This is a genomic window from Microbacterium sp. CFBP9034 (genome assembly GCF_034045255.1).
Taxonomy (GTDB): domain Bacteria; phylum Actinomycetota; class Actinomycetes; order Actinomycetales; family Microbacteriaceae; genus Microbacterium.
In genome coordinates this window covers 575,880-597,799 of sequence record NZ_JAXCWC010000002.1, presented here as the reverse complement: position 1 = coordinate 597,799, position 21,920 = coordinate 575,880, and the positions used below count along the sequence as shown (strand labels likewise).

21 protein-coding genes are annotated in these 21,920 nt (G+C 71.4%); 9 read left to right on the top strand and 12 right to left on the bottom strand.

Going from position 1 to position 21,920, the window contains the following annotated elements; genetic code table 11:
* The first annotated feature begins 126 nt into the window (after positions 1-126).
* On the top strand, positions 127-1,779 hold the full coding sequence (locus SOM19_RS13995; protein ID WP_320487211.1) for a thiamine pyrophosphate-binding protein: 1,653 nt from the start codon (positions 127-129) through the stop codon (positions 1,777-1,779).
* A 148-nt stretch (positions 1,780-1,927) separates the two neighbouring features.
* Here SOM19_RS13995 and SOM19_RS13990 read toward each other — a convergent pair whose 3' ends face one another.
* The 11 genes from SOM19_RS13990 to SOM19_RS13940 all read right to left on the bottom strand — a co-directional run bounded on the left by SOM19_RS13990 (position 1,928) and on the right by SOM19_RS13940 (position 11,971).
* Complete coding sequence (locus SOM19_RS13990) at positions 1,928-2,689, bottom strand: enoyl-CoA hydratase/isomerase family protein (RefSeq protein WP_320487210.1); 762 nt, start codon at positions 2,687-2,689, stop codon at positions 1,928-1,930.
* 12 nt (positions 2,690-2,701) lie between these two features.
* Positions 2,702-3,898, bottom strand: coding sequence for a 1,2-phenylacetyl-CoA epoxidase subunit PaaE (gene paaE / locus SOM19_RS13985; protein WP_320487209.1), 1,197 nt, complete (start codon positions 3,896-3,898; stop codon positions 2,702-2,704).
* Complete coding sequence (gene paaD / locus SOM19_RS13980) at positions 3,898-4,419, bottom strand: 1,2-phenylacetyl-CoA epoxidase subunit PaaD (protein WP_320487208.1); 522 nt, start codon at positions 4,417-4,419, stop codon at positions 3,898-3,900. Before paaD ends, paaE begins: the two co-directional genes overlap by 1 nt.
* Positions 4,413-5,231: a 1,2-phenylacetyl-CoA epoxidase subunit PaaC gene (paaC, locus tag SOM19_RS13975; RefSeq protein WP_414683665.1), complete on the bottom strand. Its 819-nt coding sequence runs from the start codon at positions 5,229-5,231 to the stop codon at positions 4,413-4,415. Before paaC ends, paaD begins: the two co-directional genes overlap by 7 nt.
* A gap of 11 nt (positions 5,232-5,242) precedes the next feature.
* Positions 5,243-5,548, bottom strand: a complete 306-nt coding sequence (paaB, locus tag SOM19_RS13970) for a 1,2-phenylacetyl-CoA epoxidase subunit PaaB (RefSeq protein ID WP_320487206.1) — start codon at positions 5,546-5,548, stop codon at positions 5,243-5,245.
* Complete coding sequence (gene paaA / locus SOM19_RS13965) at positions 5,548-6,525, bottom strand: 1,2-phenylacetyl-CoA epoxidase subunit PaaA (RefSeq protein ID WP_414683657.1); 978 nt, start codon at positions 6,523-6,525, stop codon at positions 5,548-5,550. The genes paaB and paaA overlap by 1 nt, the downstream gene beginning before the upstream one ends.
* Positions 6,526-6,603: 78 nt before the next feature.
* Complete coding sequence (gene paaI / locus SOM19_RS13960; protein ID WP_320487204.1) at positions 6,604-7,110, bottom strand: hydroxyphenylacetyl-CoA thioesterase PaaI; 507 nt, start codon at positions 7,108-7,110, stop codon at positions 6,604-6,606.
* Complete coding sequence (gene paaZ, locus SOM19_RS13955) at positions 7,107-9,179, bottom strand: phenylacetic acid degradation bifunctional protein PaaZ (protein ID WP_320487203.1); 2,073 nt, start codon at positions 9,177-9,179, stop codon at positions 7,107-7,109. The genes paaI and paaZ overlap by 4 nt, the downstream gene beginning before the upstream one ends.
* Positions 9,176-10,054, bottom strand: coding sequence for a 3-hydroxyacyl-CoA dehydrogenase family protein (locus tag SOM19_RS13950; protein ID WP_320487202.1), 879 nt, complete (start codon positions 10,052-10,054; stop codon positions 9,176-9,178). The genes paaZ and SOM19_RS13950 overlap by 4 nt, the downstream gene beginning before the upstream one ends.
* A complete protein-coding gene (locus SOM19_RS13945; protein ID WP_320487201.1) occupies positions 10,051-10,788 on the bottom strand; it encodes an enoyl-CoA hydratase/isomerase family protein in 738 nt (245 codons plus the stop codon). The genes SOM19_RS13950 and SOM19_RS13945 overlap by 4 nt, the downstream gene beginning before the upstream one ends.
* Positions 10,781-11,971 (bottom strand): thiolase family protein, encoded by a 1,191-nt coding sequence (locus tag SOM19_RS13940; protein WP_320487200.1) that lies wholly within the window; start codon positions 11,969-11,971, stop codon positions 10,781-10,783. The genes SOM19_RS13945 and SOM19_RS13940 overlap by 8 nt, the downstream gene beginning before the upstream one ends.
* A 148-nt stretch (positions 11,972-12,119) precedes the next feature.
* On the opposite strand from SOM19_RS13940, the gene SOM19_RS13935 reads away from it, so the two are divergent.
* Positions 12,120-12,740 (top strand): TetR/AcrR family transcriptional regulator, encoded by a 621-nt coding sequence (locus SOM19_RS13935; protein ID WP_320487199.1) that lies wholly within the window; start codon positions 12,120-12,122, stop codon positions 12,738-12,740.
* A 253-nt stretch (positions 12,741-12,993) separates the two neighbouring features.
* Here SOM19_RS13935 and SOM19_RS13930 read toward each other — a convergent pair whose 3' ends face one another.
* Positions 12,994-14,376: an MFS transporter gene (locus SOM19_RS13930; RefSeq protein ID WP_320487198.1), complete on the bottom strand. Its 1,383-nt coding sequence runs from the start codon at positions 14,374-14,376 to the stop codon at positions 12,994-12,996.
* A gap of 121 nt (positions 14,377-14,497) precedes the next feature.
* Between SOM19_RS13930 and SOM19_RS13925 the strand changes: the two genes are divergently transcribed.
* From SOM19_RS13925 to SOM19_RS13895, 7 genes are all read left to right on the top strand, one after another.
* Positions 14,498-16,006 (top strand): fumarylacetoacetate hydrolase family protein, encoded by a 1,509-nt coding sequence (locus SOM19_RS13925; protein WP_320487197.1) that lies wholly within the window; start codon positions 14,498-14,500, stop codon positions 16,004-16,006.
* On the top strand, positions 15,988-16,692 hold the full coding sequence (locus tag SOM19_RS13920) for a GntR family transcriptional regulator (protein WP_320487196.1): 705 nt from the start codon (positions 15,988-15,990) through the stop codon (positions 16,690-16,692). Before SOM19_RS13925 ends, SOM19_RS13920 begins: the two co-directional genes overlap by 19 nt.
* Positions 16,693-16,714: 22 nt before the next feature.
* Positions 16,715-18,250: a 5-carboxymethyl-2-hydroxymuconate semialdehyde dehydrogenase gene (gene hpaE / locus SOM19_RS13915; RefSeq protein WP_320487195.1), complete on the top strand. Its 1,536-nt coding sequence runs from the start codon at positions 16,715-16,717 to the stop codon at positions 18,248-18,250.
* A 29-nt stretch (positions 18,251-18,279) separates the two neighbouring features.
* Positions 18,280-19,428: a 3,4-dihydroxyphenylacetate 2,3-dioxygenase gene (hpaD, locus tag SOM19_RS13910; protein ID WP_320487194.1), complete on the top strand. Its 1,149-nt coding sequence runs from the start codon at positions 18,280-18,282 to the stop codon at positions 19,426-19,428.
* Positions 19,429-19,462: 34 nt separating this feature from the next.
* Positions 19,463-20,248 (top strand): fumarylacetoacetate hydrolase family protein, encoded by a 786-nt coding sequence (locus SOM19_RS13905; RefSeq protein ID WP_320487193.1) that lies wholly within the window; start codon positions 19,463-19,465, stop codon positions 20,246-20,248.
* A complete protein-coding gene (locus tag SOM19_RS13900) occupies positions 20,233-21,033 on the top strand; it encodes an HpcH/HpaI aldolase family protein (RefSeq protein WP_320487192.1) in 801 nt (266 codons plus the stop codon). The genes SOM19_RS13905 and SOM19_RS13900 overlap by 16 nt, the downstream gene beginning before the upstream one ends.
* 84 nt (positions 21,034-21,117) lie before the next feature.
* Entirely contained in the window at positions 21,118-21,912 is a 795-nt protein-coding gene (locus SOM19_RS13895) for a transglutaminase-like domain-containing protein (RefSeq protein ID WP_320487191.1), read from the top strand.
* The last annotated feature ends 8 nt before the right edge of the window (positions 21,913-21,920 follow it).

Genomic DNA, 21,920 nt, shown 5'->3' with positions numbered 1-21,920 from the left:
GGCCGGGGTCCTATACTCGAAGTCGTCCGGCGGGAACGACCCCGTCGGTGCTCGAAAAAAGGGCACGCAGCGCACGGCGCGAGACACACACGGCCTCACATCCGTTCCGTCTTGCAGGAGTTCTCCATGCCGACCGTTTCCGCGCACGTCGCCCTCACCCTCGCCCGCCACATCGACCACGTCTTCGGCGTCATGGGCAACGGCAACGCCTACTTCCTCGATGCGCTCGAGCGCTCCACCGATGTCACCTTCACCGCGGTGCGCCACGAGGCCGGCGGGGTCGTCGCCGCCGATGCGTTCCACCGCGCCTCGGGACGCCTCGCCGCCGCGACCGCGACCTACGGCGCCGGCTTCACGAACACGCTGACCGCGCTGGCCGAGGCCGTGCAGGCGCATGTGCCGCTCGTGCTCGTGGTCGGAGACGAGCCCACCTCGGGCCCGCGCCCCTGGGACGTCGACCAGATCGCCCTCGCGTCGGCCGTCGGCGCGCGGACCTATACCGTCGGGCGAGCGGATGCCGCGGCCACGACCGTCATCGCCATCGAGCACGCGCTGACGTACCGGGTGCCGACCGTGCTCGCGATCCCCTACGACGTGGCGGCGCGCGACGCCGGGCCCGTGCCGGAGGCGCCGGAGCCCCGGCTGCCCGCTCCCCTCTCCCCCGCCGGGCCCTTCGCGCAGGGCGCGGTCGCCGACATCGCAGCCGCGCTCGCGAGCGCCGAGCGACCGTTCCTGCTGGCCGGCCGTGGGGCGTGGATCTCGGGGGCGGGCGAGGCGCTCGGCGAGCTCGCCGATCTCACCGGCGCCCTCACGGCGTCGACCGCGCTCGGACGCGGCGTGTTCCCGCGCGCGGAGTACGACCTCGGGGTGACGGGCGGCTTCGGCGCCGAGGACGCCATGGCGCTCGTGCACGAGGCCGACGTCGCCGTGGTGTTCGGGGCATCCCTCAACCAGTTCACGATGCGGTTCGGCGACCTCTTCGCTCCCGGGACGCGGGTGTTCCAAGTGGACGTGGCGCCGGCCGCCACCCACCCGCATGTCGGCGGATACGTGCGCGGAGACGCGGCCGTGGTCGCGCGACGGCTGGTGGAGACGCTGAGTTCGACTCGCGGCGCGGCGAGTGGCTGGCGGGAGTCCGTCGACGTCGCCGCGGCGCGCGGGTACGACGAGGGCGACGGCCTTGCGGCGGACGGTCGCCTCGACCCGCGCTCGGTGGCCGCACGGATCCGCGACCTGCTGCCCGAGGACCGCGTGGTCGTCTCGGACGGCGGGCACTTCATCGGCTGGGCGAACATGTTCTGGCCGGTCGCGTCGCCGGACCGCATGATGATGGTCGGCACGGCGTTCCAGTCGATCGGACTCGGATTCCCGTCGGTCGCTGGCGCCGCGCTGGCGCGACCGGAGGCGACGGTCGTGCTGACGACGGGCGACGGCGGCGGACTCATGGCCCTCGCCGACCTCGAGACCGCCGTCCGGGTGGCGGGCGGACGCGGCATGGCCGTGGTGTGGAACGACGCGGCCTACGGCGCCGAGGTCAACCTCTACGGCCTCAAGGGGCTCGCCCAGGCGCCGATGCTCATCCCCGAGGTCGACTTCGCCGCACTCGCGGCCGGCGTCGGCGCCGAAGGCGTGGTCGTGCGCAGCCTGGACGACCTCGACCGCTTGGCGTCATGGACGGCGCAGGATGCGGCATCCCGTCCCTTCCTGCTCCTCGACTGCCGCATCTCCGGCACGGTCGTCGCGCCGTACCAGCAGGAGATCATCCGCGTGAACTCCTGACCCCGGGTCTGCTCTGGCGTGCGTTGACGCGAGGGCGCACACCCTGCACGAGGGCGCACACTCTGCGCGGGCAAAGAGTGCGCCCTCGTGCGAACACTGCGCCCTCGGCGGAAGGCGGGGTCGTGGAGGGCGAGCCGATACGGGGTGCTCAGGAACCGGTGAAGTCGGGCTTCCGCTTCGCCTGGAACGCGGCGAAGCCCTCGCGGTAGTCGGCGGTGCCGCGCAGCTCGGCCTGCCCGCGGTTCTCCTCGGCCACGACGCGCCACAGGCGCTCGTCCCGGAGACGGTCGATCAGGCGCTTCGAGGCGAGGAACGCCTGCGTCGGCCCGGCCGCCGCTCGAGCCGCCCGTTCCCGGGTGAACTCGAGCAGTTCTCCGGTGGGCATCGACCGGCTGAACAGTCCGGCGGCCACCGCCTCGGCTCCCGACAGCAGGTCGCCGGTGTAGATCAGGTCGAGCGCGCGGTGTGCACCGAGCCGCTCGTAGAGCAGCGCGTGGCCGCCCGAGTCGAGCATCGCGCCGAGGTTCGCGAACGGCGAGCCGACCTTGGCCGTCTCGGCGACGTAGACGACGTCGGTCGCGATCGCGAGGCCGAGTCCCACCCCGAGGCAGGCGCCCTGCACGGCGGCGAACGTCGGAGCGGGGAAGGCCGCCATGCGCCGCATCAGCGCTTCGACCGCGCCGAGGTACCCCGCCACGTCGTCCGTCGCCGGGTCGACGCCGGCGATGTCGCGCCCCGCGCAGAATGCGCGACCCTCGCCGCGCAGCACGAGCGCGCGGACGCCGGATGCCTCGGCCTCGGCGTACGCGGCATCCAACTCGCCTACCGCGTCGAGCGAGAGGGCGTTGAGCTTGTCGGGGGCGTCGAGGACGACCTCGGCGACGGGTCCGTCCACCTTGAGCGTGATCACGGGATGCCTCTCTCAGACGTCGTAGTCGACCACGACCCGGTCGGTCGTGGGGTGCGATTGGCAGGTGAGGATGTAGCCGCGCTCGAGTTCGTCGGGCTCGAGCGCGTAGTTCTCGGTCATCGACACCGAGCCCTCGAGCAGTCGTGCCCGGCACGTGCCGCACACGCCGCCCGCGCACGCGAAGGGTGCGTCCGGCCGCACGCGCAGCGCCGCGTTGAGGATCGACTCGTGCGCGGCGACCGGGCTCTCGACCGTGGCGGACTGGCCGTCGAGGGTGACCTCGATCCGGTGCACGGGCTCATCGGCCTTCACCTCGATGGGGCGGCCCGACGGCGCCTCGACGCGACCTCCCTCGCCCGTGGTGAAGAGCTCGTAGCGGATGTGGTCCGGCGCGACGCCGATGTCGGCGAGCGTGTCGCGGCACAGCTGCACGAGCTCGAAGGGACCGCAGAGGAACCACTCGTCGACCGTCTCGGGCAGGACGAGCACATCGAGGATGCGGCGGAGGCGCTCCTCGTCGATGCGGCCCGAGAGCAGAGGCGCGGCCCGCTGCTCGCGGGACAGCACGTGGTGGAGCGCGAGCCGGGCCGGATACCGGTCCTTGAGGTCGGCGAGCTCTTCGAGGAACATCACGTCCGTCGTGGAGCGGTTCGTGTACACGAGCGTGAAGCGCGAGGTCTCGGAGCGCGCCAGCACACTGGCGGCGAGCGCCATGAGCGGCGTGATGCCCGAGCCTGCCGCGATGCCGGCGACATGGGCTCCTGCGAGGTCGCCGAGCGCCGAGGTGAACGACCCCTGGGGGCTCATCACGTCGATCTCGTCACCGGCCTTCAGCTCGGACAGCGCCCAGGTCGAGAAGCGTCCGCCGAGGTCGCGCTTGATCGCGATGCTGATCGTCTGCGGTCCGTCGCCGCCACCTCCGGCATCGACCGCCCGGCAGAGCGAGTACGAGCGCCGCACCTCCTGGCCGTCGAGCGTCGTGCGCAGGCCCACGTGCTGGCCGGCGAGGTAGTCGTACTCTCCGCGCAGCTGCTCGGGGATCGTGAAGGTGACCTCGGCCGCGGCATCCGTCAGGGGGCGCACCGCGGCGACGCGGAGCGTGTGGAATCGTGCCCGGCGCCGGGAGCCCGCCGGGCCGCCGACAGCGCTTGCGAGCAGGCTCTCGGCGATGCGCTCGTTCCGGGGGTCGGTCGGGTGCTGCGCGGCCATCAGTGCACCTTGAAGTGGTCGAAGGGCTCGAGACATGCCCGGCACTCGTACAGCGCCTTGCACGAGGTCGATCCGAAACGGGCGAGCTCCTTCGTGTCGAGCGACCCGCAGCGCGGGCACTTGACCGCGAGCTGCAGCCGGATGACGCCGCCGACGGCCGCACGACCGGTGGGTGGCGCGATGCCGTACGCGCGCAGCTTGTCCTTGCCGGTCTCGCTCATCCAGTCCGTGGTCCACGCGGGCGTGAGAGTCAGGCGCACGTCGACGTCATCGAACCCCTCGGCGGTCAGCGCAAGGACGAGGTCGTCGCGGATGGTGTCCACCGCCGGGCACCCGGAGTACGTGGGTGTGATCGTCACGGTGACGCGTCCGCCGTCGACCGCCACTTCGCGGAGCACTCCGAGATCCTCGATCGTGAGCGCCGGCACCTCCGGGTCGGTCACGGCCGCAGCGATCCGCCAGGCCCGGGCCGCGGCATCCGCGATCGGCACGCGCGATTGGATCTCGGGCAGCGTCACCATGACGCCCCCGGATGCTGCCGTGCGAGCACCTGCATCTCGGCGAGCAGGTAGCCGAGCGTCGAGAAGTGCTGCCCGCGCCGGCCGCCGCCGGCCGACACGAAGCCCGTGGGGACGGCCAGGTCGGCCTCGGAGAAGACGGCGGAGATCACGGCGTCGAAGCCCGGCCGGAGCGCCGACGGACGCGCGGCGGCGGCGCCGAGCCGCTCGATCAGCGGCTCGTCGCGGAACAGCTCGTCGACGTACGGCCACACGTCTCCCACGGCCCGCACCATGCGGGTCCGCGACTCGTCGGTGCCGCCCGCGAGCCGCAGCGTCCACTGCACGGCGTGGTCGCGGTGGTACTCGACCTCTTTGACCGCCTTCGCGGCGATCGCGGCGAGCGTCGGGTCGGACGACTCCTGCAGCGCCGAGTACAGCTCGAACTGGTAGACGGATGCCGCCAGCCCGCGCGCGATCGTCTGCGCGAAGTCGCCGTTCGGCTGCTCGAAGAGCCACGCGCACCGGAAGCCGGACTCGTCACGCCAGTAGGCCAGGTCGTCCTCGGTGCGGCCGTCGTACCCGCCGGCGTAGCGCAGCAGCGAGCGGGCGTGCCCCAGCAGGTCGAGCGCGATGTTGCCGAGGGCGACATCCTCTTCCAGTTCGGGCGCCCGCGCGATCCAGCCGCCGAGCTGCTGCGACAGGATGAGCGCGTCGTCCCCGAGCCACAGCGCGTACTCGGCGACGTCGGCCGTGGCGGCGCGCTCTCCGGTGCCGGCCAGTTCGGCGGAGAGCTCGAGACGGTCGACCGTGACGTCGCCGTGCGCGTCGGCCAGGGGATCGGCGGTCACAGGTGCGGCACTCCCTCGGAGGCCGTGTAGTACACGGCGTGGCGGTAGTTCTTGCCCGCGGGACTCTCGAAGAACGCGCCCTTCGCGTCGGGGTCGCTCGTGGTGATCGCGTCGGCAGGCACGACCCAGACCGAGGTTCCCTCGCCGCGGCGCGTGTAGAGGTCGCGGGCATTGCGCAGGGCGAGCTCGGCGTCGGGGGCGTGCAGGGATCCGGCGTGCACATGGCTGAGCCCTCGGCTCGCCCGCACGAAGACCTCCCACAGCGGCCACGTCTCGCGTGCCGATGCACCAGGCGTCGTCATCATGCCACCTCCGCTTCGCGTCGCTGCTCCTGCTTGCGGGCGTAGGCGACCGCGGCCTCGCGCACCCACGCGCCGTCCTCGTGCGCGTTGCGTCGCTGACGCAGCCGCTCGGCGTTCATCGGTCCGCGGCCGGCGAGCACCTCGTGGAACTCGGTCCAGTCGATCTCGCTGATGTGCCAGCGCTGTGCGCCCTCGTCCCACCGCAGCTCCGGGTCGGGCAGCGTCACGCCGAGCACCTCGGCCTGGGGCACGAGCATGCCGATGAACCGCTGACGCAGCTCGTCGTTCGAGAAGCGCTTGATCTTCCATGCCATCGACTGGGCGGAGTTCGGCGACTCGTCGTCGGGCGGGCCGAACATCATCAGGCTCGGCCAGTACCACCGGTCGACGGCCTCCTGCGCGAGCTGCCGCTGGGCGGGCGTGCCTTGCATGAGTGCCAGCAGGATCTCGAACCCCTGCCGCTGGTGGAAGGACTCCTCCTTGCACACGCGCACCATCGCGCGGCCGTAGGGACCGTACGAGGCCCGGCAGAGCGGCACCTGATTGCAGATCGCGGCGCCGTCGACGAGCCAGCCGATCGCACCCATGTCGGCCCACGTCGGCGTGGGGTAGTTGAAGATCGAGGAGTACTTCGCCCGGCCGGAGATGAGCTGGTCGGTCATCTCGTCGCGCGTGATGCCGAGGGTCTGCGCCGCGGAGTAGAGATACAGCCCGTGCCCCGCCTCGTCCTGGACTTTCGCCATCAGGATGGCCTTGCGCTTGAGACTCGGTGCGCGCGTGATCCAGTTGCCCTCGGGCTGCATGCCGATGATCTCGGAGTGGGCATGCTGCGAGATCTGCCGGATGAGCGTCTTCCGATACGCCTCCGGCATCCAGTCGCGCGGCTCGATGCGCTGCTCCGCAGCGATGAGCGCGTCGAAGGCCGCCTGCTCGGCGTCGTCGTCGCGCTCCACGACGGTGAGTTCCGGTGCAGTCATCATCGACTCCTTAATTACAGACCGTTCGTTCAGTAAGTCTAACCCCGGGATGCCGCACCCACAACCGCAGCCACCGGCTCAGCCGTCCGCGACCCCGGGGGCCGTCCTTCGGGTGGTGAGCGAGCGACCGCGCACCTCCGCCACGACGGTCCCGGACTCGTCGGTGACCGTCACGTCGTACAGTCCCGCCCGTCCGGCGAGCGCGCGCCGGCGCGCGTGGGCGGTGAGGGTCTGGCCGGCCCGCGTCGATCCGAGGAAGGCTATGTCGGCGCCGGCCGCCACCGTGACGCCGTCGTCCTCGTTGCAGGCGATCGCGAACGCGGTGTCGGCCAGCGCGAACACCAGTCCGCCGTGCGTGATCGCGAAGCCGTTCAGCATGTCGGCGCGCACACGCATCGACACGACCGCTTCGCCGGGCTCGTCCTTCTCGACGATCATCCCGAGCGCGGCGGACGCGTGGTCGCGCTGCAGCATCGGGCGCTGGCCGGCGAACCAGGTCGCCGGGTCGGCGGCCGCGGGCGCGGCGACGGGCGTCGGCGGAGTGAGCGCGGCGGGCGGGGTGGGCGGGGACGCGGCATCCGTCATCGCTTCACCTCCATCGGCTCCTTCGAGACGAGGGTCAGCACGTCGTAGGTCGCGACGAGCTCGTCGTCCTGATTGAGGATCACGGCGTCCCAGCGCACCTCGCCGTACTCGTCGGTCTCCCGAGGCGTGATCTGCTTCGCCGTCAGCACCACGCGGATGTCGTCGCCCGGCGAGACCGGGGTGACGAACCGGAGGTTCTCCAGGCCGTAGTTGGCGAGCACCGGTCCCGGCTCGGGATCGACGAACAGACCCGCGGCCCACGACACCAGGAGGTAGCCGTGGGCGACGCGACCGGGGAAGAACGGGTTCGCTGCAGCCGCCTCCTCGTTCATGTGGGCGTAGAACGTGTCGCCCGTGAACTGCGCGAACGTCTCGATGTCGTCGAGCGTCACCGCGCGCGAGCCAGAGACGAGCTGATCGCCGACGGCGAGCTCGGAGAGGGACTTCCGGAACGGATGCCGGTCGGTGCGGGATGCCGCGCCCTGATGCCACACGCCGGTCAGCGCGGTGAGCATCGCGGGCGACCCCTGCACGGCCGTGCGCTGCATGTGGTGGAGCACCGCACGGATGCCGCCGAGCTCTTCGCCGCCCCCGGCACGCCCCGGGCCGCCGTGCACGAGGTGCGGCACGGGGGCGCCGTGCCCGGTCGAGCTGCGGGCATCGTCGCGATCGAGGAACAGGAGCCGGCCGTTGAAGGCCGCGATGCGCGCGAGGAGGGTCGTCGCCACCGCGGGGTCGCTGGTCGCCACGCTCGTGACCAGCGATCCGCCGCCGAGACTCACGAGATCGGCGGCCTCGTCGATCGTCCGGTAGGCGAGCACGCTGGCGACAGGCCCGAAGACCTCGACCTGGTGGACGGCCGGGGCCGAGGCATCCGCGAATCCCAGAAGAATGGGCTCGACGAACGCCCCGTCTTCGAGCACGCCGACCGAGCCGTCCGCGCGCTGGACCTCGGGAGCCGCGGTGGATCCGAGCAGGATGAGGCCGCCGGCGGCCTCGAGCTCGGCGACGCTGCGCAGCACCTCGTCGCGCTGAGCCACCGAGACGAGAGGCCCCATGGTGACGGACTCCGCGTGCGGGTCGCCGATCACCACGCGCTCGGCGATCTTGGCGCGGACGGCGTCCACCACGGCGTCGACGCTGCCTTCGGGCACGATCGCGCGCCGGATCGCGGTGCACTTCTGGCCGGCCTTCGTCGTCAGCTCCGACATGAGCTGCTTGACGTAGGCGTCGAACTCGGGGGTTCCGGGCACGGCATCGGGACCGAGGACCGAGGCGTTGATGGAGTCGGTCTCGTTCGTGAAGCGCACGCCGCCGGTCTGCACGCTCTCGTGCGCACGCAGCCGCTCGGCCGTCGATGCGCTGCCGGTGAAGCCGACCAGATCACCGAGCCGCAGGTGCTCGAAGAGACCGGGCACGCTGCCGCTGATCAGCTGCAGCGAGCCCTCGGGGAGAAGACCGGTCTCGACGAGGATCCGCACCCACGCCTCGGCGACGTACGACGTCGGCGTCGCGGGCTTGACGACGGTGGGGACGCCGGCGAGGAACGCGGGTGCGAACTTCTCGAGCGAGCCCCACATCGGGAAGTTGAAGGCGTTGATCTGAACCGCGACTCCGGGCAGCCGCGTGTAGACGTGGCGCCCGAGGAAGGAGCCGTCCTTCGACAGCGGTTCGACGGGGCCGTCGAGGTAGACCTGTCCGTTCGGCAGCTCGCGGCGGCCCTTCGACGAATAGGTGAAGAGCACCCCGATGCCGCCGTCCACGTCGTTCAGCGAGTCGCGCACGGTGGAGCCGGCCCGCTTGGAGAGCTCGTACAACTCTTGCTTGCGCTCGGTCAGCGCGACTGCGAACTGCTTGAGCAGCAGCGCGCGCTGGTGGAAGGTGAGCGCGCCGAGGCTCTGCTGTCCGACGGCGCGCGCGTACTCGAGCACCGTTCCGAGCTCGAGCCCGGCCGTGCTGACGCGCGTGACCGGCTCCCCCGTCGACGCGTCGCGCACGGTGGATGCGCCGGAATCGTCGGCCGGCGTCCACCAGCCGCCGAGGACGTAGCTGGGAAGGATGTCGCTCATCGTTCGCTCCATTCGTAGAAACCGCGACCGGTCTTGCGTCCGAGGTGGCCGTCGGCGACCATGCGCCGCAGCAGTGCCGGCGGCGCGAACCGCTCCCCCAGGCGTGCGTGCAGCTCCTCCGCGATCCCGAGACGCACATCGAGGCCGACGAGATCGGTGGTGCGCAGCGGACCGACCGGATGCCGGTACCCGAGCTCCATCGCCGCATCGATGTCGGCGGCCGAGGCGACGCCCTCCTCGAGCATCCGGATCGCCTCGAGGCCGAGCGCGACGCCCAGCCGGCTCGACGCGAACCCCGGCGCGTCGCGCACGACCACCGGGGTCTTCCCGATCGCTGCGATCCACGCCCGGGCATCGTCGACCAGGCCCGTCGCGGTCGCGACGCCCACCACGACCTCCACGAGCAGCGACGCGGGCACCGGGTTGAAGAAGTGCAGGCCGAGGAACCGCTCGGGCCGCTCCAGCCCGGCGGCGAGGTCGTCGATCGAGATCGAGGACGTGTTGGTCGCGAGGGCGGCGCCGGGGTCGAGCACGCGCTCGGCCCGCTCGAGCGCGGCGGTCTTGAGCTCGCGGTCCTCGGGCACGGCCTCGACGACGAGTCCGCAGCCGGCGAGGGCTGCGGCATCCGTCGCCGTCGACACCGTCGCCACGAGGTCGTCGAGGGCCCGCACGGTGGCGCCGCGCTCGACGCTCCGACGCAGGCTGTCGGCGACACGAGCGGATGCCGCAGCCGCCGCCTCTGCGTCGCGCTCGACGACGACGACCCGGGCGCCGGCGAGGGCGAAGGCGTGCGCGATCCCGGCGCCCATGCGTCCGCCGCCGATCACGCCGACCCGCTCGGGAAGGGCGCGGGTCTCGGGCTGGGCCGGGTTCATCGGCTCCGCCGTTCGAGGAAGGCGGTCATGCGGCGCTCCTTCTCGGGGCTCTCGAACAGCTCGGCCTGCAGTTCGAGCTCGATGTCGGGGTGCGCTCCCGGAGGGGCGGCGAGGGCAGTCTTGGTGTGGCGGGTGGCCAGCGGATCGTTCGCCGCGATGCGGTCCGCGAGGTGATGAGCGGCCGGGAGGAGCTCCTCGGGGTCGTGCAGCGACGACAGGACGCCCCAGGCGAGGGCTTCGTCGGCATCCAGGATGCGCCCGGTGAGGAGCAGCTCGGCGGCGCGCGCCTCGCCCACGATCTGCGGCAGCCGCCACGTCGCGCCCGCCGCCGCGATGATGCCGAGACCGGTCTCGGGGTTGCCGATCTTCAGGCGCGGAGTGCCGACGCGCAGGTCGGCGGCGTAGGCGAGTTCGGCTCCCCCGCCGAGCGCGTACCCGTCGATCGCCGCGATGACCGGCATCGGGAGCGCGCGGATGCGCTGGAACGCCCGGGTGTTGATCCCCCGCCGGGCATCGTCGGCGCGGCGGTCGCGCAGCTGCCCGATGTCGGCGCCGGACGCGAACACGCCGCCCGATCCGATGACGATGAGGGTGCGCGGATGCTCCTCGAGCTCGGCGCAGAGGTCGTGGAGCGCGTCGATCATCGCCTGGTCGATGGCGTTGCGGACCTCGGGACGGCACAGCGTCGCGACGACCCGGTCGTCGGCGCTCTCGACCTGCAGGGACTCAGCCATCGAGGCGCTCCACGATCATCGCGACGCCCTGGCCGACGCCGACGCACATGGTCGCGAGTCCGTACTGCACGCCTTGGCGCTCCATGCGCCCGAGCAGGGTCACGATGAGCCGGCTTCCGCTGGAGCCGAGCGGATGCCCCAGCGCGATCGCGCCTCCGTCGGCGTTGACGATCGCGGGGTCGAGGCCGAGACGTCGCATCGAGGCGAGCGACTGCGACGCGAACGCCTCATTCAGCTCGACCGCACCCAGGTCGTCGACCGTGAGGCCGGCCTTGGCGAGCGCCTTCTCGGTGGCCGGGACCGGACCGAGGCCCATCACCTCGGGTGCGAGCGCGGCGTTCGCCGAAGCCACGATGCGGGCCCGGGGCCGGAGCCCGTGGCGCTCCACGGCGTCGGCCGAGACGACGACGATCGCCGAGGCCCCGTCGTTGAGCGAGCTCGAGTTGCCGGCGGTCACGACCTCGCCGCCCGGGACGACCGGACGCAAGTCCGCGAGGGCGCGCAGGGAGGTCTCTCGCCGCGGACCTTCGTCCACGGTCACGTCGCCGGTGCGGGTGGGGACCGCGACGATCTCGGGCGCGAATCGCCCGGCGTCGATCGCCGCGATCGCGCGCTCGTGACTGGCGAGGGCGAAGGCATCGGCATCCGCTCGGGTGATCCCGTCGCGGCGCGCGACTTCTTCCGCCGTCTCGGGCATCGAGAATGTGGCCTTGTCGCGCGCGGCCATGCGCGGGTTCACGAACCGCCAGCCGATCGATGTGTCGAACGCCTCGCCGGGCTTCGCCCACGGGCGCTGCGGCTTGGCCTGCACCCAGGGTGCGCGTGTCATCGACTCGACACCGCCGGCCACCATCGCGTCGGCGTCGCCCGCGCGGATCGCCTGCGCGGCGAGCGCGATCGCGGAGAGGCCCGACGCGCACAGGCGGTTGACGGTGATGCCGGGGACCTCGTCGGGGAGCCCGGCGAGCAGCACCGCCATGCGGGCCACGTTGCGGTTGTCCTCGCCGGCCTGATTGGCGGCGCCGAGGATCACCTCGTCCACGGCGGTCGCCGGAAGCCCGGCGCGGGCCACGGCGTTCGCGACCACGAGCGCCGCGAGGTCGTCCGGACGGACGCTTGCGAGAGCTCCGCCGTAGCGACCGACAGGCGTGCGCACGCCGCCGACGAGATAGGCCTCGGACATCGACATCCCTCCCGGCCCGCCGCACTGCGAGCCGCCTTCCCAGAATAGCTTACCGATCGTTCAGTAATAGCAGATCGCTCGGTGCGCGGAAAGGCGTTCGGCCGGGCGCCGCGGGGCGCCGTGCCGGCCGGGGTGCGACACTGGTGCCATGTCCGCCCCCGCCACCGACCGCACGCCGAGCCCCGCGCCGCGCCGCGGGCGGCCCGGCTACGACCGGGCGCAGGTGCTCGAGATCGCGGTCGCGCTGTTCAACGAGCAGGGATACGACGCGACCTCCGTCGCTGACCTCGCGTCGCGGCTCGGACTCACCAAGTCGGCGCTGTACCACCACTTCGACTCCAAGGAGCAGCTCCTCTCGCTCGCGCTCGACGAGGCGTTGAACGGCCTGGAGGGCGTGCTCGACGAGCCGGAGGCGCAGACGGGGTCAGCCGCCGAGCGTCTGGCCGCCGTGCTGCGGGGCGCCGTGCGTGTGCTCGTCGACCGGCTGCCGTACGTCACGCTGCTGCTGCGACTGCGGGGGAACAGCGACGTCGAGCGGACGGCGCTGGAGCGACGTCGGGCCTTCGACCACCGCGTGACGGCGCTCGTCGTCGAGGCGCAGGCGGCCGGCCTCGTGCGAGCCGACGTCGACGGGCCCGTCGCCACCCGCCTGATCTTCGGCATGGTCAACTCCATCGTCGAGTGGTATCGCCCGACCGGTCCCGTCGACCGCGAGCGCCTCGCCCACGACGTCGTCGCGGTGGTGCTCGACGGCATGCGCCCGCGCTGACCCTCGGCCGCGTGCCTGGCCTTCTGGTGCCCGGGTTCCTGGTGCCCGGTGCCGCGCGTGCCCGTACCCATCTCCGCGAGAGCACATAGTTTGCACGAGCGCACATGGTTTCCCCGTGCAAACGATGTGCTCTCGGGCAATGTGTGTGCCCTCGGCGAGGAAGAGCCACCGGATGCCGCGAGCCGACTGCGGCGAACCCGGAGCCGTGCAGAGAAGAACCCCGCCCCGGCGAGCGGGGCGGGGTTCCAGAGGCTCAGACCTTGGCCATGCCGTAGATCGGACTGACCGACTGCTCCGCCTCGTGGTCGGGGCCGAGGGGGATGCCCGAGCGGTCGCGCAGCAGCAGCGTCGCGATGAGCCCGATGATCGTCATGCCCGCGAGGTACCAGGTCACCGACATCGTCGAACCCGTCGCCTTCACCAGCGCGGCCGCGATGGTGGGTGCGAACGCGCCGCCGATGATCGCGCCGATCGCGTACGAGATCGAGACGCCCGAGAAGCGGATGGATGCCGGGAAGAGCTCGGAGTACAGCGCGGCCTGGGGCCCGTAGGTGAACCCGAGGCCGACCGTCAGGATCGCGAGCCCGGCGAACAGCAGCCAGATGTCCCCCGTGTTGACGAGCGGGAAGAGCAGGAAGACGCCGGCGAGCTGCAGCATCCACCCGATGAGGTAGGTCGTCCGCCGGCCGATGCGGTCGGAGAGGAAGCCCGCGGCCAGCGTCGAGAGCAGCCAGGTCACCGCCGAGCCGGCGACAGCCCACAGCACGGGGCTGCGCTCGAGTCCGAGCGGGCCGGCCTCGTCGGTCGCGTAGTTCTGGATGTAGCCTCCGGTCGTCATGTAGCCGACCGCGTTGTTGCCGGCGAACACGAGCGCGGCGATGAGCACGAGCAGCGCGTGCTTGCGGAACAGCTGGACGATCGGCGTCTTCGCCTTCTCCTTGCGTGCCGCGAGCTCGGTGAACACGGGGCTCTCCTCGACGCGCCGGCGGACGTACCAGCCGATGAAGATCAGCACGACGCTCAGCAGGAACGGGATGCGCCAGCCCCACTCGAGGAAGGCGTCGCCCGGCGCGATCGTCGCCATGACGGCCATGACGCCCGACGCGAGGAGCAGGCCGAGCGGCACGCCGATCTGCGGCGAGGCGCCGAACGCACCACGGCGCGTCTTCGGCGCGTGCTCGACGGCCATGAGGACGGCGCCGCCCCACTCGCCGCCGGCGGAGATGCCCTGCAGGATGCGCAGGAGCACCAGGAAGATGGGCGCCCAGACGCCGATGGCCTCGTAGGTCGGCAGCACGCCGATCAGGGCCGTGGCCGCGCCCATCAGGATCAGCGTCCACATCAGCACGACCTTGCGACCGTACTTGTCGCCGAAGTGGCCGGCGAGGAAGGCGCCGAGGGGCCGGAAGAGGAAGCTGACGCCGACGGTCGCGAAGGCGACGATCGCGCTGTTCGCGCCGAGGGGTGCGAAGAACAGCTGGCCGAAGACGAGTCCGACCGCGGTCGCGTAGATGAAGAAGTCGTACCACTCGACGGTGGTTCCGACCACGGTCGCGAAGACGACCCGGCGTCGATCGACGGGGCTGGCGATGGTGCCTGTGGGCGTGAAGCCCTGGTCAGGCTGCGATGTGCTCATGGGTGACTCCTGTGTCTGAGGTGACGACTTCGTCCGCCGGCGAGCATCCTGAGGGGATGGTTGCCGGATGTGACACGATGATATACGATTTCGGATACGACGCAAGAGTGAGGATGCTCTGATGGACCAGAACACGCCGGTCGCCACGACCGCCGGTGCCGCGGCCCCCGATACCCGGTTCGCCGCGCTCCCCGCGCGGCCCGGCAAGATCGTCGCCATCCACCTCAGCTACGCCTCCCGCGCGGATCAGCGCGGACGGCGGCCGCAGCATCCGTCGTACTTCTTCAAGCCGTCCAGCTCGGTCGCGGCATCCGGAAGCACGATCGAGCGGCCGGAGGGCACCGAGCTGCTCGCCTTCGAGGGGGAGATCGCCCTCGTGATCGGAGCCCCCGCACGCCGCGTGACCATCGATGAGGCCTGGAGCCGTGTCGCCTGGGTGACCGCCGCCAACGACTTCGGGCTGTACGACCTCCGGGCGAACGACAAGGGATCCAACGTGCGGTCGAAGGGCGGCGACGGGTTCACTCCGATCGGCCCTTCCCTGCTCGACGCCCGCGCGATCGACCCGGCGAAGCTGCGCGTGCGCACGTGGCTGAACGGCGTCGTCGTCCAGGACGACAGCACCGCGGGTCTGCTCTTCCCCCTCGCGCAGCTGGTCGCCGATCTCTCGCAGCACTTCACCCTCGAGCGCGGCGACGTGATCCTCACCGGCACCCCCGCAGGCTCTTCGGTCGCGGTGCCGGGCGATGTCGTCGAGGTCGAGGTGGACGTCCCCGGGGGGGAGTCCTCCGGCCGGCTGGTCACGACCGTCGTCCAGGGCTCGGCGGCGTTCGACCCCGCGCTCGGGTCCCTCCCGGCCGTCGACGATGTGCAGCGCACCGAGGCCTGGGGGTCGCGCGAGGCCGCCGGGCTTCCCGCCGACGACACCCGACCGGGCCTGTCACCCGAGCTCCGCGCCAAGCTCGAAGCCGCCCCGGTCGCCGGACTCTCGGGCCAGCTGCGCAAGCGCGGGCTGAACAACGTGACGATCGACGGGGTCCGGGCGCAGCATCCGGGATCCAAGCTCGTCGGCACCGCCCGCACCCTGCGCTTCGTGCCGAACCGCGAGGATCTCTTCGCGTCGCACGGCGGCGGCTACAACGCGCAGAAGCGGGCGTTCGACAGCGTCGGCGACGGCGAGGTCATCGTCATCGAGGCTCGGGGCGAGACCGGCTCGGGCACGCTCGGCGACATCCTCGCGATCCGGGCACACGCCCGCGGCGCCGCCGGCATCGTCACCGACGGCGGGGTGCGGGATGCCGAGGCCGTCGCCGCGGTCGGCATCGCGGTGTACTCCGCCGGCGCCCACCCCGCGGTGCTCGGGCGAAAGCACGTGCCGTGGGACCACGACGTCACGATCGCGTGCGGCGGCACCACCGTGCAGCCCGGCGACATCATCGTCGGCGACGCGGACGGGGTGATCGTGATCCCCCCGGGGCTCGTCGAGGAGATCGTCGACGCGACGCTCGCGCAGGAGGACGAAGACGCCTGGATCGCGCAGCGCGTCGCGGAGGGGCATCCGATCGACGGGCTCTTCCCCATGAACGAGGAGTGGCAGGGGAGGTACCGCGCATGGCGCGAGACGAACTGACGTCCGCCGAGACCGCGACGCTGAGCAAGTCGCAGCAGGCCTACCGCTGGATCAAGGGACGCATCGCGTCGCAGGAGTTCAGCCCCGGCTACCGCCTCGTGCTCGGCTCGATCGCCGGTGAGCTCGACATGAGCGTCGTGCCGGTGCGCGAGGCGATCCGCCAGCTCGAGGCAGAGGGACTCGTGATGTTCGAGCGCAACGTCGGTGCCCGCGTGTCGATGGTCGACGACACCCATTACCGCTTCAGCATGCAGTCGCTGTCGATCCTCGAGGGGGCTGCGACCGCCCTCGCCGCCCGACGGCTGACCGTCGACGACATCCAGCGGGCCCGGCACATCAACGGCCTCATGATCGAGACACTCGAGCACTTCGATCCCCGCGCCTTCACCGGGCTCAACCAGGACTTCCATGCCGCGCTCTACGAGAAGTGCGCCAACCCGCGCATGCTCGACCTCGTGCACGGCGAGTGGGCACGCCTCGGGCATCTGCGCGACTCGACGTTCAGCTTCGTCCCCGGCCGCGCCGCGGAGTCGGTGCGCGAACACGAGAACATCCTGCAGCTCATCGAGTCGAGCGCGCCGCTCGGCGAGATCGAGAAGGCCGCCCGACGCCACCGCTCGGCGACCCTCGACGCCTACATGATCCACGAGCACCCCGACGAGGCCCTCGGCCTCCCGGCGTTCTGACCCTCCCGCGAAGGAGCACCCCATGACCCACACCGACACGCTCGCCGGCGAGCGCCACGTGCCCGCCGACCTGCCCACCCGCATCCAGCACTACATCGACGGCGAGTTCGTCGACTCAGTGGACGGCGCCACGTTCGACGTGCTCGATCCCGTCACGAACAAGACATACCTGCAGGCCGCCGCCGGCAAGAAGGCCGACGTCGACCGGGCCGTCTCGGCCGCCCGGCGCGCGTTCACCGAGGGGCCGTGGCCCCGGATGCTGCCGCGCGAACGCTCGCGGATCCTGCACCGGATCGCCGACCTCGTCGAGTCGCGCGACGCCCGTCTGGCCGAGCTCGAGTCGTTCGACTCCGGCCTGCCGATCACCCAGGCGCTCGGCCAGGCCCGCCGGGCGGCGGAGAACTTCCGCTTCTTCGCCGACCTGATCGTGGCGCAGACCGACGATGCCTTCAAGGTTCCGGGCCGCCAGCTGAACTACGTCAACCGCAAGCCGATCGGCGTCGCGGGGCTCATCACGCCCTGGAACACGCCGTTCATGCTCGAGTCGTGGAAGCTCGGTCCCGCGCTCGCCACCGGCAACACCGTCGTGCTGAAGCCCGCCGAGTTCACGCCGCTGTCGGCGTCGCTGTGGGCCGGGATCTTCGAGGAGGCCGGGCTGCCGAAGGGCGTGTTCAACCTGGTGAACGGACTCGGCGAGGATGCCGGCGACGCCCTGGTGAAGCATCCGGATGTCCCCCTCATCTCCTTCACGGGCGAGAGCCGCACCGGCCAGCTAATCTTCGCCAACGCGGCGCCCTTCCTGAAGGGCCTCTCGATGGAGCTCGGCGGCAAGTCGCCCGCGATCGTATTCGCCGACGCCGACCTCGAGGCCGCGATCGACGCGACGATCTTCGGCGTCTTCTCGCTCAACGGCGAGCGCTGCACCGCGGGTTCGCGCATCCTGGTGCAGCGCGAGGTCTACGACGAGTTCGTCGAGCGCTACGCCGCCCAGGCGTCGCGGGTCGTCGTCGGAGATCCGCAGAACCCGGCCACCGAGGTCGGCGCGCTCGTGCACCCCGAGCACTACGACAAGGTCATGAGCTACATCGAGATCGGCAAGTCCGAGGCGCGGCTCGTCGCCGGCGGCGGCCGCCCCGAGGGCTTCCCCGAGACCGGCAACTACGTCGCGCCGACCGTCTTCGCCGACGTCTCCCCCGACGCCCGCATCTTCCAGGAGGAGATCTTCGGCCCCGTGGTCGCCATCACCCCGTTCGACACGGACGAAGAGGCCCTCGCCCTCGCGAACGGGGTGAAGTACGGCCTCGCCGCCTACGTGTGGACGAGCGACCTCCGCCGCGCCCACAACTTCTCGCAGGCGATCGAGGCCGGGATGGTGTGGCTCAACTCGAACAACGTCCGTGACCTCCGCACGCCGTTCGGCGGGGTGAAGGCGTCCGGCCTCGGCCACGAGGGCGGCTACCGCTCGATCGACTTCTACACCGACCAGCAGGCCGTGCACATCACGCTCGGCCCGGCGCACAACCCGACGTTCGGCAAGGCCTCCGCGCCCGCCCACTGACCCCCGATTCCGGAAGCAAGGACGCTGACATGACCACGAACACCCCCGAACCCGTCGTCACCGCGGATTCCCCGATCCACGCGACCAACCGCATCCCGACGCCCACGGCACCGGCTCCCGACGTGCTGCGCTGCGCGTACATGGAGCTCGTCGTCACCGATCTCGCGGCATCCCGCGTCTTCTACGTCGACGTGCTCGGGCTGCATGTCACCGAGGAGGACGACGACGCGATCTACCTCCGGTCGACCGACGAGTTCATCCACCACAACCTCGTCCTGCGCAAGGGACCTGTCGCGGCCGTGGCGGCGTTCTCGTACCGTGTGCGCACCACGGCGGATCTCGACAGGGCGGTGGCGTTCTACGAGGAGCTCGGATGCCGCGTCGAGCGTCGTCCGGAGGGCTTCACGAAGGGCATCGGCGACTCCGTCCGCGTCGAGGACCCGCTCGGCTTCCCGTACGAGTTCTTCTTCCAGACCGAGCACGTCGAGCGTCTCTCTTGGCGCTACGACCTGCACACGCCGGGCGAGCTGGTGCGGCTCGACCACTTCAACCAGGTGACGCCGGACGTGCCGCGCGCGGTGGCGTACATGGAGGACCTCGGCTTCCGCGTGACCGAGGACATCCAGGACGATGCGGGCACGGTCTACGCCGCGTGGATGCGGCGCAAGCCCACCGTGCACGACACGGCCATGACGGGCGGGGACGGCCCCCGTATGCACCACGTCGCGTTCGCCACGCACGAGAAGCACAACATCATCGCGATCTGCGACAAGCTCGGCGCCCTGCGCCGCTCCGACGCCATCGAACGCGGTCCCGGCCGCCACGGCGTCTCGAACGCCTTCTACCTCTACCTCCGGGACCCCGACGGCCACCGTGTCGAGATCTACACGCAGGACTACTACACCGGCGACCCCGATAACCCCGTGGTGACGTGGGACGTGCACGACAACCAGCGCCGCGACTGGTGGGGCAACCCCGTCGTGCCGTCCTGGTACACCGAGGCCTCGCTCGTGCTCGACCTGGACGGCAACCCCCAGCCTCTCGTGTCCCGCACGGACGACTCCGAGATGGCGGTCACGATCGGCGCCGACGGCTTCTCGTACACCCGGCCCGACGACGCACCCGAGTCGCTGCCGTCGTGGAAGCAGGGCGAGTACAAGCTCGGCCACCAGCTCTGAGCTCGGGCGCTACCCTGACCACGAAGGAGGACGGATGCTGTCACCCGAGCAGATCGCCGCGATCGCCGATGAGCTCGCCGAGGCCGATCGCACCCACGGTGTGATCCCTCGCATCACGGCGCGGTACCCCGACGCGACGATCGAGGACTCCTACGCGATCCAGGGTGTCTGGCGCGACAAGAACGTCGCGGCGGGCCGCACCCTGGTCGGGCGGAAGATCGGCCTGACGTCCAAGGCCATGCAGGCGGCGACCGGCATCACCGAGCCGGACTACGGCGTGATGTTCGACGACACGGTGTTCCCGACGGGCTCCGAGATCGCGGTCGACCGCTTCTCCAATGTGCGGATCGAGGTCGAGCTCGCCTTCGTCCTCCGGGAGCCGCTGGAAGGGCCGGACTGCTCGCTCGACGACGTCCTGCGCGCGACGGACTACGTGGTCCCCGCACTCGAGGTGCTCAACTCGCACATCGAGCTCGAAGGGCGCACGATCGTCGACACGATCTCCGACAACGCCGCCTATGGCGCGATGGTGCTCGGCGACGTGCGCAAGCGCCCGGACGAGATCGACCTGCGCTGGATCCCGGGCCTGCTCTACCGCAACGGCGAGATCACCGAGACGGGCGTCGCCGCGGGCGTACTCGACCACCCCGCGACCGGAGTCGCCTGGCTCGCGAACAAGTTCCACCAGCACGGCGCCCGGCTCGAGTCGGGCGAGATCATCCTGGCAGGATCGTTCACACCCCCCATGTGGGTCGAGCGCGGCGACGAGGTGCTGTGCGACTACGGACCGATGGGGAGGATCACATGTCGCTTCGTCTGATGCCGACTTTCCGCCATGCGCTCGACGAGGCCGACCGCCCGCTCATCGGCATGTGGGTGTGCTCCGGCTCGCCGCTCGTGGCCGAGATCTGCGCGGGTGCGGGGCTGGATTGGCTCCTCATCGACATGGAGCACTCCCCGAACGGGCTGGAGTCCGCGCTCGCCCAGCTGCAGGCGGTCGCCGCGTACCCGGTGACCCCCGTCGTCCGCGTGCCGATCGGCGACGTGGTGACGCTCAAGCAGGTGCTCGACATCGGAGCGCAGAACATCCTCGTGCCGATGGTGTCCTCGGCGGAGGAGGCGGCGACGCTGGTCGCCGCCGTCCGCTATCCCCCGCGCGGCGGTCGCGGCGTGGGCTCCGCGCTCGCACGCTCGGCACGCTGGAACCGCGTCGAGGGCTACCTCGAGAACGCCGACGAGCACGTCTCCCTCTTCGTGCAGATCGAGACCGCCACCGGAGTCGAGGCCGCTGCGGCGATCGCGGCGGTCGACGGGATCGACGGCGTTTTCGTCGGCCCGAGCGATCTCGCAGCCTCGATGGGCCTGCTCGGGCAGCAGACGCATCCGGATGTCGCGGCCGCCGTGCGGCGGGCGTTCGACGCCGTCCGGGCAGCCGGCAAGCCGGTCGGGGTCAACGCCTTCGACCCCGAGGTCGCCCGGGCCTATCTCGATGCCGGCGCCGGCTTCGTCCTGGTCGGGGCGGATGTCGCGCTGCTCGCACGCGGGTCCGAGGCCCTCGCGACCCGGTTCGGCCAGGAGCCCGGTTCCGGGCGCGCGTCGTACTGACCGCTCGGGCGCGGATCCGTCCGGACGGCGCGCCTCGAAGTCAACCGGTCGAGGCCGAGCGCCCGGGCATGACACTCTGAACACATGCAGCGCGATGTCTCGAGCCGGATCGTCCTCGATATCACCGAGCCCGCCGACCTGGTGTTCGCGATAGCCGTCAGCAGCGACTACGGCCCCGAGGAGATCTTCACCGCCTCGCTGGACGGCGCGCCGGTCGACACCCACTCGGTGCTCGACGCCCACGGCACCCGGCTGCACCGCATGCTCTCCGGCGTCGGCCGCCTCGAGGTGATGTACACCGCGCGGATCCCGGGCACCGGGATCGCCGCCTCTGCGACCGAGGCGGACCTCCTCGTGTACACGCGCCCGAGCCGCTACGCCGAGTCCGACGCCCTCGCGCCGACCGCCGGAGCGGAGTTCGCCGGCATCACCGATGCCGCAGAGCTCCTCGGCGCCGTGTCGTCGTGGGTCGGCACGCGTCTGCGGTACGTCACCGGGTCGTCGCTGCCCACCGACGGCGCCACCCGGACTCTGCTCGCGCGCCAGGGCGTATGCCGTGACTACGCGCACCTGTGCGTCGCGCTGCTGCGCGGGCTCGGCATCCCGGCCCGCATGGCGGCGGTGTACGCGCCCGGGCTGTACCCGATGGACTTCCACGCCGTGGCCGAGGCCTGGATCGACGGCGCCTGGCGCGCCGTCGACGCGACGACGCTCGCCCCCCGTTCCTCGCTCGTGCGCATCGCGACGGGACGGGATGCCGCCGACACCGCGTTCCTGAACGTCATGTCGGGCCGGGCCGACCTTCTCGAGGTGACGGTGACGGCGATCGTCGATGCGCTTCCCGACGACGACATCATGGAGCTCGTCTCCATCACGTAGCAGGCGGG